The organism is Rhizobacter terrae (assembly GCF_003852895.1).
Taxonomy (GTDB): domain Bacteria; phylum Pseudomonadota; class Gammaproteobacteria; order Burkholderiales; family Burkholderiaceae_C; genus Albitalea; species Albitalea terrae.
On record NZ_QUSW01000009.1, the window covers coordinates 108,768 to 122,602 of the forward strand.

Consider the following 13,835-nt stretch of genomic DNA (forward strand, 5'->3'; position numbering starts at 1 on the left):
CATGGTCAAATCGTTGCTGCAGCAGTTCCTTCGACGCTCCCCACCCAGCGCCGCGGGTCATCACGACAGCCCGTTCGAGATGACCGATGACGCGACCGGTGCCCCGCTGGACGCCCTGCGTCTGCGGGCCCTGGAAGCCTTGAACGTGCAACCAGGCGAGACGGTTTTCGACGTGGGCTGTGGCACTGGCTCGCTGCTGCCGACGCTGGCCCGCCGGGTTCAGGAGAACGGCTGGGTGGTGGGCATCGAACGCTCGCCGCACATGGCCGAACACGCCAAGCGTCGCATCGAAGGCATCGCTTTCGGGTACTGCGTTCAGGTCGACGAGACCTCGGCCGAGCGCTTCGAGACCACGCAGCGCGCCGACGCGATGATCTTTTCCTTCGCGCACGACGTGTTGCTGTCACCGGATGCGCTGAACCGCCTGATTCGCTTTTGCAAGCCACGCGCGCGCATCGCGATCGTCGGCCTCAAGACCTTGCCCTGGTGGTGGGGTGGGCCATTGAACGCGTTCAACCTGTATCGAGCACGCAAGAGCTTCGACACATGGATGGGACTCGACCGCCCATGGAGCCTGCTCGAAGGATGCGGCGCCGAACTGCGACAAATTGAGTCCGCGTGGTGCGGCAATCTCTTCATTGCCATCGGGCAGCTCGGAGACGACATCCGGGATTCGCCCAACGCGCCGGTGTACGCGCCGGCCTTTTTCGAACCCCTTTTTATCCCCTCATCCAAACCGAGAAAGCCGAAATGAAAAAGTCACTTATCGCCCTTGCCGCTGCTCTGTTCGCAGTCGGCACCTATGCGCACGACGGCGAAGACCACGCAGCATCTGCCGCTGCGGGCAAAGCCGCGGACGGCCACAGCCATGGCGCAGCCGGTCACTCTCACGGGGACGCCAGCGCCATTGGCGCACCTGGCGACAAGGCCAAGGTGACGCGCACGGTCAGCGTCGACATGACCGACGCCATGCGCTTCAACCCGTCGAGCATCTCGGCCAAGCAAAACGAGACCATCCGCTTCGTCATCAAGAACTCCGGCGCCGTGAAGCATGAATTCGTTCTCGGCACGGAGGCGGAGCTCAAGGAGCACTACGAGCTGATGAAGAAGTTCCCGGAGATGGAGCACTCGGACCCCAACCAGGTGACCGTTGCGCCGGGCAAGACGGGCGAGGTGATCTGGAAGTTCACCAAGGCCGGCAAGATCGATTTCGCGTGTCTTCAGCCGGGTCACTACGACGCCGGCATGAAGGGCGCCGTGAATGTCGCTGCAGGCAAGGGCGGTGCAGCCAAGGGTGACGGACATGCCGATCACAAGCACTGATCTGGCACGCCGGGGCTGGCTGATCGGGGCGGGCGCCGCGGCGCTCGCAGGCGCTCTGCCACTGAGTTCTCTTGCGCACGGCACTGCGCCTCATGTCGAAATGTGGAGCAGCGAAGGCTGCGAGTGCTGCGACCAATGGGCCAAGCACCTGCAGAACTACCTGTTCGTCGTCACCCAGCGCAAGGTCGAGGAGGTGGCCGCGGTGCGCAAGCAATTGGGCATGCCGGAGAAATACGCCGGCTGCCACGTGGCTCGCGCCGGCCGCTACGTGATCGACGGGCATGTGCCGGCGCTGGACATTCTCACGCTCATGCGCGAGCAGCCGCAGGCGATCGGCCTGGCGGTGCCCGACATGCCTACCGGTTCTCCGGGAATGGAGCGAGGCGGGCGCAAAGACCCGTACCAGGTGTTGCTGATTGGCCTCGATGCCAGCGCAACGGTTTTCAAGTCGTACTCCTGAAAGGAAGCATCATGAAGTTCAAATTCGCAACCACCGCGCTCGCCATCCTTGCTGCTGCCGGTCTCTGGACATCGGCTCAGGCGCAGACGGCCGGAGCTGCGACGAGCCCGGCTGCCGGCACGTCCACCGGCGTGACCGGAGCGACGGCATCGGGCATGCAGATGCCCGACATGAGCGATGGCGAGGTCCGCAAGATCGACAAGGAGAACAAGAAGATTACTCTCAAGCACGGCGAGATCAAGAACCTCGGCATGCCCGGCATGACCATGGTCTTCCAGGTCAAGGACCCGGCCGTGCTCGACACCTTGAAACAAGGCGACAAGGTGATGTTCAAGGCGGAGAAGGCGAACGGGGCGCTCGTGGTCACCGAGATCCAGTCCGCCAAGTAAACGCGTCGCATCGGGATGAGCCTGCAACGCGCGCTGCCCTGGGGACTCGCCGCCGCCACCCTGGCGACGGGTCTGATGTGGCGCGACTGCGTGCTTATCGCAAGCGCGGCAGTGATCGCGATGCAGGCGTTTCACCGGACGATGGACGCGCTCGCCCCTCAAACCGGATGGGCCGCGGCGGCGCGGTGTTGGCTGATGGGCGGCGCCACCATGGCCGCGGCGCTCATCCTCGTTGGCACCGTCATCGCTGCCTGGTTCGAACTGTGGACACCGGCCAATGATCGAGGCGTGCAAACGATGGCGGCGCTGGTGGTGGTCCAGGGGGTGATGTGGGCGCGGTATCGACGGTCGCCATTGGTCGATGAAGCGGGACGCATCGGCGCGTGGACGCTCACCGGTGCGCTCGTGGCGCTGGTGGCCAAGGGATTCGCAGGCGTGGAGTTTGCGCCATGTCTCTTCGCACTCGCGGTCAGCGGTGCGCTCGTGCTCGCCGGATGGCGTCTTGCGCGCGATGACGCATCCCTCTTCCTTTGGAGCGGTCAGCGCAGGTGAACGCCAATGCCACACGAACTGCGAGGCTTGCAGGACCAACCTCACGAGGTGTTCACGTACATCCTCACCGCGGGCGCGTTTGTCGGGCTGCTGATCGTGGTGTTCGTGATCTACATGCGGTGGAAACACCCAGGCAACTCGCGCGCACCCAAGGGTGGAGCGCCGCCTCGCGCGAAGCGACGGCGACGATGAATGAGCGGCTGCGACCCTGGGCCGTGGTTGCGACATGAAGGTTTTGACTACTACAAAGAAGGAAGACAACGATGACGAAGACAAGGAATGCAGTGGCCCTTGCCGCGACCGGCGCGATGCTGCTGATCGGCACGGGCGCAAGGGCCGAACTGATCGAGATTGATTGGGATGCGTCGGGCCATTTCGAGCGCGCGATCGACGTGGCGCCGGGCAAGTTTGCCGAACTGTGCGGAAAGCTCACCAAGGGCCAGGCCATCGCCTGGTCGTTCAAGGGCCACGAGCCGCTGAACTTCAACATCCACTACCACGAAGGCAAGAACGTCGTCTTCCCGGCCAAGCAAGACAAGGTCGCCTCCTCGGACGGCGAACTGCAGGTTCCCGTCGATCAGGACTACTGCTGGATGTGGGACAACAAGACGAGCGCGAAGTCGACCTTGATGGTCACGTTGCATCGTCGATGAAGGCCTTGCCGGCCCTTGCAGATTTGCATGGAGGGAATGCCGCAGACGACGCCTCCTGAAGCTCGAAAGCGTCGATATCACGCGTCTGACAAGAGGGCGGGTGGGAGGCTGGTCGCGCGAACGTCAAGCGGTGGTCTTTCACCGCAGGCGTTCTGTTTGCCTCTCAAGGTTGCCGAATTTCCGGCGCGAAGCAAGGAGATCCAAATGGCCCATCAGCAGTTTCAATCGTGCATCGACGCTTGCAACGAATGTGCAGTGGCATGCAACCACTGCGCGACCGCCTGCCTGCAGGAACCTGACGTGAAGATGATGGCGCGCTGTAGCGCGCTGGACATCGAATGCGCTGCCATCTGCCAGCTGGCGGCGGCCTCGATGGCGCGCGGTGGTGAATTCGCCTCGGCCATCTGCGCGGTCTGCGCGGACATCTGCGAAGCCTGCGGCGATGAGTGTGCCAAGCACTCGATGGCGCATTGCCAGGACTGCGCCAAGGCCTGTCAGCGCTGCGCCCAGGAGTGCCGCAAGATGAGCGGGCAGGGCGCCGGCGCGAGGGCTGACGCGGCCTTGGGCGTGCATGCCCATTGACCGCATGGCCGCCAACACCCGCGCATCGGGGCTGCCATGGGCCGCCTGACGGGCATCGGGACGCCGGCCCCCTCAGAGGACCGCGGGCCGGCACGGCGACCACTACGACGAGGTGACAACTGACAGTGATTGATATCGATGACTTGATCGAAGACCCCAAGGACGGTGGGCTCGAACTGCTTGACTGCGTGGTGGTGGGTGCGGGACCGGCGGGCTTGACCGCCGGTCTCTACTTGCGCCGCTTCCATCGCAATGTGCGGATCGTGGACGCAGGTGCGAGCCGCGCACTGCAAATCTCGCGCTCCAACAACTGCCCGGGATTCCCGTCGGGTGTGGCTGGCGTCCAATTGCTGGAGCGAATGGTCCGGCACTTGCGGCAGGTGGACGGTTTCGTCCTTCATGACACCGTCTCGCACATCCTTCGACATCCGGATGACTCGTTCGTGGTGTGCTTGAGCCACGAGAAGCTGTGGACGCGCAATGTGCTGCTGTGCACAGGCGTGAAGGACCGGCAGCCTGACGTGGCCGGTGTCGATGCCCTCGTCTCCGCCGATCTGCTGCGCCAATGTCCGGTCTGCGACGGCTACGAGTTCACCGGAAAACACATCGGCGTCATCGGCAACTCGCTGCACGGCGTGAAGGAGGCCGCCTTCATCCGGCACTTCAGTGCGAACGTTTCGTTCATCGAAATTGCGGCCAAGACTCCCTGCACAAGGCTCGACGTAGCGGTGCATTCAGCGGGCCTGCACCGCATTCCCGGTGTGGCCAGACATCTCGCCGTGGATGCCGATCACAAGGCTTTCGTCACGATGGACGATGGCAGCGGCCATCGGTTCGATGTCCTCTATGCGGCGTTGGGCGCGGACCCGCGGTCACAGTTGGGCTCGGCTTTGGGCGCCAGTGTCGACGAGCGCGGAAATCTCGTGACCGATGCGCACTCGAAGACCAGCGTGCCACACCTGTATGCGGCGGGAGACGTGGTCAGTGCGCTCGACCAGATTTCCGTGGCTGTGGGTCATGCTGCCATTGCCGCCACAGCCATTCACAACGATCTGTCATCCGCGTGAGCCTACATGCTGCCGATTCAGTGCTTGGACAGCGGAGGAGGAATCTGGGGCAATGACCGCCAATGTTGCACAAGGCCTCAATCCGTTCGTACGGCGCTGCCCCACTCGGTACGGTCGTCCGCAATCATCCGTGGGCCAGTCAAGGGCCACTGTTGGCGAATCGCTCCCACGTCGTCTCGTGAGTTCGCCGCGGCCCAGTTGGCCGCGTACCCAGAGAACGTGACATCGTGGCCGCACGACATCCAGTGCGAGATCATGATTAACGTCTGCTCAAGGTTCTGACCTTTCCTCGCGAACTGCTTCAGTTGCTCGCGCTCCTGGTAGGTCATCGAGTGCTTCTGTTCGTCGTCATCCATTTCGAGTCTCCCAGGTGTGGATCCCTAGTCTATGGCGATGAGCTTGGCCGAATGTCACGGTCTGCGTCGGCGGTCGTCGTGAACGACTCGAAGCGAATCAGCTTCCGAGGAAGGCGGCCAGGATGGCCAATCCGATGAGCGCCGCTGCCGGGTTGGTGCGGCGCTCCGCGACGATCTCGATGCCTTGCCCTTCGATCTGGCGGGCAACAACCTCGACCTTTGCCATCAATTGAGACACGGACAATCCGAGCGCGGTCGCGCAAAGACGGAGTTGCCAGACATTCATCGTGGTGTCGCCAGACTCCAGGCGGGAATAGGCCGACTGAGACACCCCCAGGAATCCGGCCATGGACGCCTGGTCGATGCCCCGATGACCGCGTTCCGATTTGACGACCTGACCCAGGAGCGACGGGTAGGGCATCTCCGGCTTCGGCACCTGCGGGGTTGACACTCTGCTCATTTATGCATTTAATGCAAACATGTTCAATGAGAATCCTACCATGAATCGCATGCTTGAGTCGCTTCCGCCCGCAACGGTCATCAGCGTGAACAGAGGCGCATACCGCCACGTCGGCCTTCTGACAGAGCTTTGTCCTGGACAGGCGCGAAAGGTCATTTCACTCAATCCTGGCCTCGCTGGGTCACAGCTCGTTGAGGAGTTCGTGTCCACGTTTGCACGCAACCAGGAAGTGACCGTCGAGGGCCTGTCCGGCACACTGCCTTGGTGGCAGGTCCTGGCCCGTGCTCGCTCCGGCGCGCATCCGGCCTACAGCTGGACCCAGTTCAATTGCGAGCACTTCGTCCGATTTGCCCACCAGCTGCCAGCTGCGAGCCCGCAGGTCAGAGCATGGGGAGCGATCGCGGCGACCGTGTTGTTCGTGGCGTTCCAGGGAAAGGTCGCGGCCTGACCTCTGCCCACCGGCGGCGGCTTGTGCGGCTCTACCTATGTGGCTTCCGGCAGGAAGAGTGCTGCCCGGACTGAGCGGGGAACCTGCACGTGCGCGAAGGACCATAACATCGCGGCCTTGCGCCTTCGACACCTCCATCCCTGAAACCGGTCGCTTCTATCCTCAAACCGAATCTCCACATGTTCAATCTTCTTGTGCATGGTCATGCACGCTGGTGGGAAACTCCACCGTTCTCCATGGAGCTGAGTCGGTTCAAGGAGTACAGCGGAGAACACGCGAAAAGCATCCTCGCCACTGATCCTGCGTCTTTGGCAGAACTCGCCGACGTGCCCACGCTGCTGATGTACGAGGTCGGAGTCAGTGGAGCCTCGTCGGCTGTTGTCCGTCTGGGACGCCTTGCCAACATTGCACTCGCAGGCAGCGAACTGACGTTCGAATTCGTTCCCCAAAGTGAACGGTGCTACTTGCGGCGTGACGACATCCTGCGCCTTCGGCAGGAACTGGACATCGATCGGTTCGAGTCCAGCCGCACTCATTGGGCGATCAAGGACGGAGACCTGCCGCCGGAGCTGCTCGAACTGGCCACAGCCGCGCCTCCGCTGCGAACCGTCGAGGTTGTAGCGGTCGAACTCCGCAGTGCAATGCACCGGATCGTCGACAGCCGCGCAAAGGTCCTGCTGCGTGAAATGGCGCAACTGCCCACGGAGGGTTTCAACAAGCCCTGGGCCATGCTCCCCTGGCTCGCGCACCAAGTGGCGAGACCGGAGCACCATGTCCTGTTGCGCACAGCGGCCAAGACCCCTGCGGCCAGAAGTGCGGTCGAGAAGATCTTAGCCACGCATGCGAAAGGTGACCATCAAGCAGACCCGTCGTGGAGGTTTGCCCTGGTGGCGTTTCTGGATCGGTACGGCAGCCCCACGGAAGGTCCGGTCCTTCTGCGCGAACTGAATCATTGCCGCACGGTTCTGGCAGGCTATGCCGCGGGTCAACTGAGCGTCGACGACGGGACGGTCCAAACCATTGCGGGCCTCTTGACCCTGTGCGCGACCAGCCGGCTCGTTCAAACCAGCCTGCGGCAAGAAGTGACGATTGTTCTGCGCCGGCTGCTCGATCTGCGCAGTGAAGCAACCCCGTGGCCCATGTGGTCCAAGGACGGGCAATACCACGATGACATGCGTGCGACCGCCATGGTCGCGGTTGCATTGCAACGCCTAGGCGGCGACAAGTACCACACCGAAGTCGCTCGGATCGTCGAATGGATTCTGGGTCAGCAACGCCCCGATGGCGCGTTCGGTCACCTCGGTGAGGCGGGGGAAGCCGTGCCTGACGTGGTTGCGACGACGTTCGCCCTCGAAGCGCTTCGGCGTTCCGCTCTGGCACCGGATATTTCTCATGTGCTCGAACGCGGCGAGCGCTATCTTCAGGCGGCGCAGTCCGACATCGGCCAGTGGGAGGCGAGTGGTTGGGACACGCCGCACGTGACACGGGTCGTGCTGCAGTACCTGCACGACGCGCCCACGATGTTGTCGCAAGTTGACGGCTTCTTGCTGATGGCTCGGGGTTTCTTCCAGCGTGCCGAGGACCTCGCCTGGGAGGACGGCCCCAACAATCGGCGCCTTGCGGCCATCGCCACGGTGCATGCCGTCGAGATGTTCTTGTACGGCGTTTTCCAGCACCGCGAGGACCTCAACTTGTCGGCGTTCCGCAGTTCGGGCACGGAAACGATCGGCCTGCGAGACGCCATGAGAGCCTTGCAGGACGCGCTGCGAATCTCCCAGCCTGGCGCTTCCTTGAAGTTTCGGGACCAGCTTTCTTCGCTGGTCGGTCGCCGCAACGGAATCATCCACGGCGCCGACGAGATCAGCGCGTCCCAGCTGGCCGAAGGGATGAAGGCCGCCAAGAGCTTCATCGACAAATACAGCTACGACCTGCTCAAGCTGGACTTGCTTCAGTAGCTCGGGGCCGCAGGAACCGCACACTCGGCCGCGTGGCGAATGTCCTCATCGACTGGCACCACGACCGGGGGACGGGGTCGAGCGGGCCTGCGGCTCTGGGGACCTTTGCTGCTGCATCGCGCGATAGTGGCTCTTGATCGCAACGTCCAGCGCTTGAACGCTGGCCTCGTCGGCGATCGCAATGACGTGAAGGAATCGCGGCAGGTGGGCGGGGTCGCCCCCGCCGAGCACGCGAAGTGCGTCTTCCGCGTCGCGAAATGGCGCCCCCACTGTCGATTCGGGTTGGCACAGTCCAAAGCTCATGAAGGCTGCCCAGTCCCAGCCCCGCTCGCGAACGTTGATTCGAAGATGTTCGGCATCCGGGCTGCGGCCCGAGTCGTTCGCCCAGGCGGCCAACTCTGCGGCACTGCAGACGGTGGGGCCCGGTGAACGCAACGGCGGATTGGCCTGGTGGTAGAACATGTAGAAGCCGATCTGTGGTTGTGTGCTCAGCTTGGCAAGTTGTGACCCGCTGCTGCCGACATCGGCAACGCCATCCATGGCCTTCTTGGCCTGCAGCAGGGCAACCTTTCTGCACGTCAGGCCGCCTACGTCGATGTCCACGATCACCCCGATGTCGGCCCCAAGGCGTGCCTCTTCATTCATCGACGCGTTTTGCAGCAGCCCGAGGTAGGAACGCTGCGCCGGATAGCCGAATCGATGGATTCGTTCTGCCGTGAAGCGGGCCACCACCGACTTCAAGTAGCCGGCCAGTTCGCCCGTGAAGATGTCCTCGTGCGCATCGGCCGCAGCCAGCGACTGCGACAGCGCCTGGCCACACTGGAACATGGCCCAGTAGACCGCCCACAGGGTGTCGGTCTTGTACGTCCGAGGGTCACCGAGCACCTCCGCGAGCAGTTGCCATTGATCGGCGGGATGGGCGAGCCGTTCGAGCCGGCCCCACGCCGGAACCCGCAGCGCCGGACGCACCATGGCAATCGAGCGCTGCGCAACCTGCCCGTAAGCGCCGGCGGCAGCAAAGCCGTTGTAGGTCCGGTAGGCCATCTCCACGGCAGTCGCAGCCTCTTGTTGCAGCGTTTCGTAGACCTGATGCGAAGGTTGCCGCTGAAAGGTCAAGGCGCCCAAGTGGGCCAGGGCTTGTTGGAAATCCCGGGCGCGCGCCGCCTGCGCCATGAGCAGAAAGTTCTTCTCAAAAGACGGCGCAAGCCAGCCGTCTCCCCGAGCGGCTCGCAGTGCATGTTCGGATTGAGCCCGAAATTCGCTCAGTGACCCGTTGAGTCTCTGCACCGCTTCCAACGACGTTCGCAGCGTGGGAAGCCGATCGACCTCGCGCCGCACCGCCTCGTTGTGCGCATTGATGCGGGCCGTGCGCGCCGATCGTTCCTCAGGCGAATCGAAGATCGCCTCGACCCGATCGTGTTCGTTCTGCGCGAGGCGCAGCGCTTGCCGAAGCTTCCAACGACGCACGGGCTCTCGCCACCCGGCCAATCCCGTGGCAGCTTTGAATTGGTCGAAGGCGCGTTGGGCCAGGTCAAGGCCGTCCAGGCTCGCGGCCAGCGTTCGCGCGCGTTCATCTGATTCGCTCAGCGGAGCGAGCCGCTCGATCTTGTTGATTTGCGCATTCAAGATCGCGGAGTCCGAGACGACTTGATCGGCCGCAAGGATCAACACGGATGCGATCTCTTCGGCGGCTCTGCACAGGTCACCGGGTTCCCCGGACTGGGGTGTCATGTGCTCGTCTGAACCTTCGGAAAGGTGAGGGTGAATGTCGTCACGCCGTCAGCGCCGCTTTTCGCCTGAACGCGGCCTTCATGGGCGGCCATGATGGTCTTGACGATCGCCAGGCCCAGACCGGTGCCTCCTTCGGAACGTGTGCGCGCCGAATCCAAGCGAACAAAACGCTCGAAGATGCGATCAAGTTGATCTGGGGGAATGACCTGCCCTCGATTTCTCACCGTCAAAGTGGAGGTGCCAAGCTCTTCGTTGATGTCGATCTCGATTGCGCTCGCCGCGATTGCATGCCGGATGGCGTTGCTCAACAGGTTCGTGATCGCGCGTTGTACCAGCAGGCGGTCGGCCGTGACGGTGGCATCGCCCGTCACCACCACCTTCAATTCACGGTCTTCCGCCACCATGGACAGGAAATCGGCCACCCGCAGGGCCTCCTCACCAAGCTTGATGGGCGTCTTCTGCAATGCAGACGCGCCCTGCTCGGCACGCGCAAGCAGGAGCATGTCGGCAATCAAACGGGTGAGCCGATCGAGTTCGTCGACATTGCCTTCGAGCACGCGCCGCAACGCCTCGACCGAGCGCTCCTTGGACAAGGCCACCTGGGTTTGTCCCAGCAGAGTGGCGACCGGCGTGCGCATCTCATGGGCGAGATCGCCAGAGAACTCCGACAGCCGCGTCACCGCTTGATCAATGCGTTCGAGCATGGCGTTGAAGTCAGTAGCGAGTTCGCGCAGCTCAGGCGGAAGGCCTGCCGTGTCGAGGCGTTGCCCAAGGCTTGTGAAGTTCACCGAAGCGGCGAGTCGCGTGAAGCGCCGCAGCGGTCGCAGACCGGTTCGTGCCACGAGCCAGGCACCAAGCATCACCAAGGCTAGAACGAGCGGCAGACCGACCAGCGCAGCACGCCGAACGCCGGCGAGCAGCCGGCGGTCGGCTTCCAAGTCGAGCGAGAGCACATAGCGCACGGATTGGCCGTCGTGCAGCGGCAAGGCTCCGGCAAGGGATGCGAACTTCTTCTTGGTCTTGCTCCGCCAACGGTTCACACCGGCGGCCGTCTCAGTGACTGTCGACGACGACTCCAATCCAATGGGTGATGAACTTGCGAGGACACGTCCGGTGCTTGGGTCCATGATCGCCAAGTGAAGGTCGTCGTGACCGATCAGGAGGTCGGCGAAGCGATGCGAATTTGCCGGAAGGTCTTGCGTACTTGTGACTTCCGAGAGGACGTGCTGAAGCAGAGTGCGTTTGCCTTCCAGTTCCGCCAGCACGCGCGCGTCGAGTTGGCGCGACAGGGCCCAATGGCTCAGGGCGGAGGCCAAGGCCACGGCGACAAGGCCGAACAGCGCACTGGCTGCCGCAATTCGAAGCGCCAGCGATATCTGATCGAATCGGGCGGGGGCACCGGCCGCTGTCATGGAGCCGCGCGTTCTTCCAGCACATAGCCGACGCCACGAACGGTGTGGATCAGTTTCGTGTCGAACGGTTCGTCGAGCTTTGATCGCAGTCGGCGGATCGCGACCTCGACCACGTTGGTGTCGGAATCAAAATGAATGTCCCAGACCAGCGAGGCGATCTCGGTTCTGGAGAGCACGTCGCCGGCCCGCTGCACCAGCAGTGAGAGCAAGGCAAATTCCTTGGCGCTCAAGTCGATGCGCTTGCCGGAGCGCGTAGCCCTGTGGCGGACCGGGTCGATCTCCAGCTCGCCCACGCGCAACATGGACTCGTTGGATGCCGGACGGCCACGTTTGAGCAGGGCGCGCACGCGCGCGAGCAACTCCGGGAACTGGAACGGCTTGACCAAATAATCGTCCGCGCCAAGGTCAAAGCCGCGCACCTTGTCGTTCATCTGACCACGTGCGGTGAGCATGAGCACGGGGATCTGCTTGGCGGTTCGCAGGGCGGACAGCACGGCAAAGCCGTCGATGCCGGGCAGCATCACATCGAGCACCACGAGATCGTGGTCGCCGGTCATGGCGGCGTGCAGGCCGTCGCTGCCGCTGAGTGCCACTTCCACCGTGTACCCGCTTTCTGCAAGCCCCTGTCTCAGGTATTCGGCGGCCCTGGATTCGTCGTCAACCACAAGAATCTTCATGCGCTCGATTCTGCGCGATCACGCCATGGCACAGATAACAAGATCGTAATGAACGGGCCAGCGTGGAGTCGCGATCTGGTTACTACAGTCCATCTCACGACGCATCCTCTACTTGGCCAGATTGGCCCGAAGGAACACATGAAAGTCTTCAAGCACACCATCGCCCTCGTCATCCTGTCGGTCGCCGCAGGCTCCACGTTCGCTGCGGCGGACACAGCCGAAGCAGCCGCTACCGTGCCGACTCCCGTCGCGCAGGCGTCCACGACAGTGGCCGCCACAAACGCTGACGAAGCCCTCACCCGTGGTGTCATCAAGAAGATCGACACCGAACAGAGCAAGATCACCATTGCGCACGAAGCACTCGACAACCTCGGCATGCCGGCGATGACGATGGTCTTCCGCGCCGCGGACGCGAAGCTGCTTCAAGGGGCCCAGGCTGGCCAGGCCATTGCCTTTCGCGCCGAGCGCCTCAATGGGGCATTGGTCGTGACCCGTTTGCAACCCCTGTGAACCCGACAGCGGCGCCCTGGACCTTGGGGTGCCGCCCCCCAACCATTGGAAGAATCAAGGAAGGACGCCGCCATGCCACATGCTTTTCGAACCGCCTCGCTTGCCGCCCTTGCGCTGGCACTTTCCAGCGCCATGGCCTTGGCCGTGGCCTCGGGCTCCCACGAAGGCGGCCACGACGAAGCGCGCATCGGTGAAGCAGGCCAGAGCGCGCGCGTTTCGCGCACGATCAACGTCGACATGGTAGACGCGATGCGGTTCACGCCGTCGAGCATCTCCGTCAAGCAAGGCGAAACGATACGGTTTGTCGTCAAGAACTCCGGTCAGGTCAAGCATGAACTCGTGCTCGGGACGGGCCAGCAACTCAAGGAGCACTATGCCCTGATGCTGAAGAACCCCGAGATGGAACATGCCGATGCCAATCAGATCACGGTCGCGCCCGGAAAAACCGGCGACGTGATCTGGCGCTTCACCCAACCGGGTAAGGTCGACTTCGCCTGCTTGCAGCCTGGACACCTTGATGCCGGCATGAAGGGCCTAGTAAACGTGGTGCCGGTTGCCCAGCCAGGCGCGGCCGACGGCCACACCACCCACAAGCACTAGCCGATGACCACAGCTTCTTGCCGAGTCATGCAGTCTGTCGTCCTGAATGGTGGGTATCGTTTCGCGCCGGGCGACCGGTGACTTTCCGGCGCGACGCTCATCTTTGCTGCAAGGCCAACACGAGCTTCGCGCAAACTCCGAGTGGAAGATTACGGTTTCGTAATGCAAGCGGCGCGGGCCGCATGTCAGCGGCGCAACCGAAGGGCTCTTAACCAGACGATGCGCGCCACTCCATGTCCGGGTTCTACGGATGCTTCTTCATCCAGCCGTCGAACTCCGCAATTTCCTTCTTCTGGGCAGCGATGATCTTCTTGGCCATGGCCTTCATCTCCGCCGACTTGCCATGATCGAGTTCGGCCTGAGCCATCTCCAGCGCTTGCTCGTGATGCATCTTCATCATCATGGCGAAGTCCTTGTCGGTATCTCCGGAGGGCTTCATGTCGTTCATCTTCCCCATGCCTTTCATCATGGTCTGATGCATGGCGTCCGAGCCATGGTTGGACATGCCTTGACCTTGCTTCATGCCGGGCTGCGATGCCGCGGTGCCCTGGGCTTGCGCCGTGATGGCGAACAAGGACAACACAGCAGATGCCAGCGAGAGGGACAGCTTCTGTCCGCCAAAGGAAGTTTTCATCATCGTGATCTCCATGAAGGGGCGCG

The 13,835-nt window shown here is 62.9% G+C and carries 18 protein-coding genes and 1 pseudogene; 13 read left to right on the forward strand and 6 right to left on the reverse strand.

What is annotated here, in order from left to right; genetic code table 11:
* Position 1 precedes the first annotated feature (1 nt).
* From DZC73_RS25535 to DZC73_RS25570, 9 genes and pseudogenes are all read left to right on the forward strand, one after another.
* Complete coding sequence (locus DZC73_RS25535; protein ID WP_124543207.1) at positions 2-754, forward strand: class I SAM-dependent methyltransferase; 753 nt, start codon at positions 2-4, stop codon at positions 752-754.
* Positions 751-1,323, forward strand: coding sequence for a cupredoxin domain-containing protein (locus tag DZC73_RS25540; protein WP_124543208.1), 573 nt, complete (start codon positions 751-753; stop codon positions 1,321-1,323). The genes DZC73_RS25535 and DZC73_RS25540 overlap by 4 nt, the downstream gene beginning before the upstream one ends.
* On the forward strand, positions 1,304-1,783 hold the full coding sequence (locus DZC73_RS25545) for a DUF411 domain-containing protein (RefSeq protein WP_235835296.1): 480 nt from the start codon (positions 1,304-1,306) through the stop codon (positions 1,781-1,783). Before DZC73_RS25540 ends, DZC73_RS25545 begins: the two co-directional genes overlap by 20 nt.
* 11 nt (positions 1,784-1,794) lie before the next feature.
* Positions 1,795-2,172, forward strand: a complete 378-nt coding sequence (locus DZC73_RS25550) for a copper-binding protein (RefSeq protein ID WP_124543210.1) — start codon at positions 1,795-1,797, stop codon at positions 2,170-2,172.
* A gap of 15 nt (positions 2,173-2,187) precedes the next feature.
* The gene (locus DZC73_RS25555) at positions 2,188-2,724 is read left to right on the forward strand and encodes a hypothetical protein (RefSeq protein ID WP_124543211.1); all 537 of its coding nucleotides are present in this window, start codon (positions 2,188-2,190) and stop codon (positions 2,722-2,724) included.
* A 308-nt stretch (positions 2,725-3,032) separates the two neighbouring features.
* Entirely contained in the window at positions 3,033-3,377 is a 345-nt protein-coding gene (locus DZC73_RS25560) for a hypothetical protein (RefSeq protein WP_124543212.1), read from the forward strand.
* Between the two features lie 204 nt (positions 3,378-3,581).
* Positions 3,582-3,647: pseudogene (locus DZC73_RS30735) on the forward strand (four-helix bundle copper-binding protein); the annotation flags it as partial.
* A gap of 30 nt (positions 3,648-3,677) precedes the next feature.
* Entirely contained in the window at positions 3,678-3,959 is a 282-nt protein-coding gene (locus DZC73_RS25565; RefSeq protein ID WP_407924129.1) for a four-helix bundle copper-binding protein, read from the forward strand.
* Between the two features lie 125 nt (positions 3,960-4,084).
* Complete coding sequence (locus DZC73_RS25570; RefSeq protein WP_161974742.1) at positions 4,085-5,026, forward strand: NAD(P)/FAD-dependent oxidoreductase; 942 nt, start codon at positions 4,085-4,087, stop codon at positions 5,024-5,026.
* Between the two features lie 77 nt (positions 5,027-5,103).
* On the opposite strand, the gene DZC73_RS25575 is transcribed toward DZC73_RS25570, so the two are convergent.
* Both DZC73_RS25575 and DZC73_RS25580 read right to left on the reverse strand, forming a co-directional pair.
* Positions 5,104-5,382, reverse strand: coding sequence for a hypothetical protein (locus tag DZC73_RS25575; protein WP_124543214.1), 279 nt, complete (start codon positions 5,380-5,382; stop codon positions 5,104-5,106).
* Positions 5,383-5,479: 97 nt separating this feature from the next.
* On the reverse strand, positions 5,480-5,803 hold the full coding sequence (locus DZC73_RS25580) for a helix-turn-helix domain-containing protein (RefSeq protein WP_161974743.1): 324 nt from the start codon (positions 5,801-5,803) through the stop codon (positions 5,480-5,482).
* Positions 5,804-5,882: 79 nt separating this feature from the next.
* On the opposite strand from DZC73_RS25580, the gene DZC73_RS25585 reads away from it, so the two are divergent.
* Positions 5,883-6,290 carry a hypothetical protein gene (locus DZC73_RS25585; RefSeq protein WP_124543216.1) on the forward strand — a complete coding sequence of 136 codons (408 nt, stop codon included), beginning with the start codon at positions 5,883-5,885 and terminating at the stop codon, positions 6,288-6,290.
* 179 nt (positions 6,291-6,469) lie between these two features.
* Positions 6,470-8,245, forward strand: coding sequence for a prenyltransferase/squalene oxidase repeat-containing protein (locus DZC73_RS25590; protein WP_124543217.1), 1,776 nt, complete (start codon positions 6,470-6,472; stop codon positions 8,243-8,245).
* Positions 8,246-8,290: 45 nt separating this feature from the next.
* Here the strand turns inward: DZC73_RS25590 and DZC73_RS25595 are convergent, their stop codons facing one another.
* Genes DZC73_RS25595 through DZC73_RS25605 form a run of 3 tightly spaced genes read right to left on the reverse strand, consistent with a single transcriptional unit; the run spans position 8,291 to position 12,065 of the window.
* The gene (locus tag DZC73_RS25595; protein ID WP_124543218.1) at positions 8,291-9,976 is read right to left on the reverse strand and encodes a hypothetical protein; all 1,686 of its coding nucleotides are present in this window, start codon (positions 9,974-9,976) and stop codon (positions 8,291-8,293) included.
* Entirely contained in the window at positions 9,973-11,388 is a 1,416-nt protein-coding gene (locus tag DZC73_RS25600; protein WP_124543219.1) for a heavy metal sensor histidine kinase, read from the reverse strand. The genes DZC73_RS25595 and DZC73_RS25600 overlap by 4 nt, the downstream gene beginning before the upstream one ends.
* A complete protein-coding gene (locus DZC73_RS25605; protein ID WP_124543220.1) occupies positions 11,385-12,065 on the reverse strand; it encodes a heavy metal response regulator transcription factor in 681 nt (226 codons plus the stop codon). The genes DZC73_RS25600 and DZC73_RS25605 overlap by 4 nt, the downstream gene beginning before the upstream one ends.
* A 138-nt stretch (positions 12,066-12,203) precedes the next feature.
* Here DZC73_RS25605 and DZC73_RS25610 point away from each other — a divergent pair, with 138 nt between their 5' ends.
* Entirely contained in the window at positions 12,204-12,575 is a 372-nt protein-coding gene (locus DZC73_RS25610; RefSeq protein WP_124543221.1) for a copper-binding protein, read from the forward strand.
* 72 nt (positions 12,576-12,647) lie between these two features.
* Positions 12,648-13,175 carry a cupredoxin domain-containing protein gene (locus DZC73_RS25615; protein WP_124543222.1) on the forward strand — a complete coding sequence of 176 codons (528 nt, stop codon included), beginning with the start codon at positions 12,648-12,650 and terminating at the stop codon, positions 13,173-13,175.
* 244 nt (positions 13,176-13,419) lie between these two features.
* Here the strand turns inward: DZC73_RS25615 and DZC73_RS25620 are convergent, their stop codons facing one another.
* Positions 13,420-13,824 (reverse strand): DUF305 domain-containing protein, encoded by a 405-nt coding sequence (locus DZC73_RS25620; protein WP_235835282.1) that lies wholly within the window; start codon positions 13,822-13,824, stop codon positions 13,420-13,422.
* Positions 13,825-13,835: the final 11 nt, after the last annotated feature.

What these genes read in the sequence shown, in the direction of transcription:
- DZC73_RS25560 (WP_124543212.1), top strand. Translation starts at nt 3,033, where the DNA reads ATGCTGCTGATCGGCACGGGCGCAAGGGCCGAACTGATCGAGATTGAT.
- DZC73_RS25600 (WP_124543219.1), bottom strand. Translation starts at nt 11,388, where the DNA reads ATGACAGCGGCCGGTGCCCCCGCCCGATTCGATCAGATATCGCTGGCG.
- DZC73_RS25535 (WP_124543207.1), top strand. Translation starts at nt 2, where the DNA reads ATGGTCAAATCGTTGCTGCAGCAGTTCCTTCGACGCTCCCCACCCAGC.
- DZC73_RS25550 (WP_124543210.1), top strand. Translation starts at nt 1,795, where the DNA reads ATGAAGTTCAAATTCGCAACCACCGCGCTCGCCATCCTTGCTGCTGCC.
- DZC73_RS25610 (WP_124543221.1), top strand. Translation starts at nt 12,204, where the DNA reads ATGAAAGTCTTCAAGCACACCATCGCCCTCGTCATCCTGTCGGTCGCC.
- DZC73_RS25620 (WP_235835282.1), bottom strand. Translation starts at nt 13,824, where the DNA reads ATGGAGATCACGATGATGAAAACTTCCTTTGGCGGACAGAAGCTGTCC.
- DZC73_RS25575 (WP_124543214.1), bottom strand. Translation starts at nt 5,382, where the DNA reads ATGGATGACGACGAACAGAAGCACTCGATGACCTACCAGGAGCGCGAG.
- DZC73_RS25595 (WP_124543218.1), bottom strand. Translation starts at nt 9,976, where the DNA reads ATGACACCCCAGTCCGGGGAACCCGGTGACCTGTGCAGAGCCGCCGAA.
- DZC73_RS25605 (WP_124543220.1), bottom strand. Translation starts at nt 12,065, where the DNA reads ATGAAGATTCTTGTGGTTGACGACGAATCCAGGGCCGCCGAATACCTG.
- DZC73_RS25580 (WP_161974743.1), bottom strand. Translation starts at nt 5,803, where the DNA reads ATGCCCTACCCGTCGCTCCTGGGTCAGGTCGTCAAATCGGAACGCGGT.
- DZC73_RS25585 (WP_124543216.1), top strand. Translation starts at nt 5,883, where the DNA reads ATGAATCGCATGCTTGAGTCGCTTCCGCCCGCAACGGTCATCAGCGTG.
- DZC73_RS25615 (WP_124543222.1), top strand. Translation starts at nt 12,648, where the DNA reads ATGCCACATGCTTTTCGAACCGCCTCGCTTGCCGCCCTTGCGCTGGCA.
- DZC73_RS25590 (WP_124543217.1), top strand. Translation starts at nt 6,470, where the DNA reads ATGTTCAATCTTCTTGTGCATGGTCATGCACGCTGGTGGGAAACTCCA.
- DZC73_RS25540 (WP_124543208.1), top strand. Translation starts at nt 751, where the DNA reads ATGAAAAAGTCACTTATCGCCCTTGCCGCTGCTCTGTTCGCAGTCGGC.
- DZC73_RS25545 (WP_235835296.1), top strand. Translation starts at nt 1,304, where the DNA reads ATGCCGATCACAAGCACTGATCTGGCACGCCGGGGCTGGCTGATCGGG.
- DZC73_RS25555 (WP_124543211.1), top strand. Translation starts at nt 2,188, where the DNA reads ATGAGCCTGCAACGCGCGCTGCCCTGGGGACTCGCCGCCGCCACCCTG.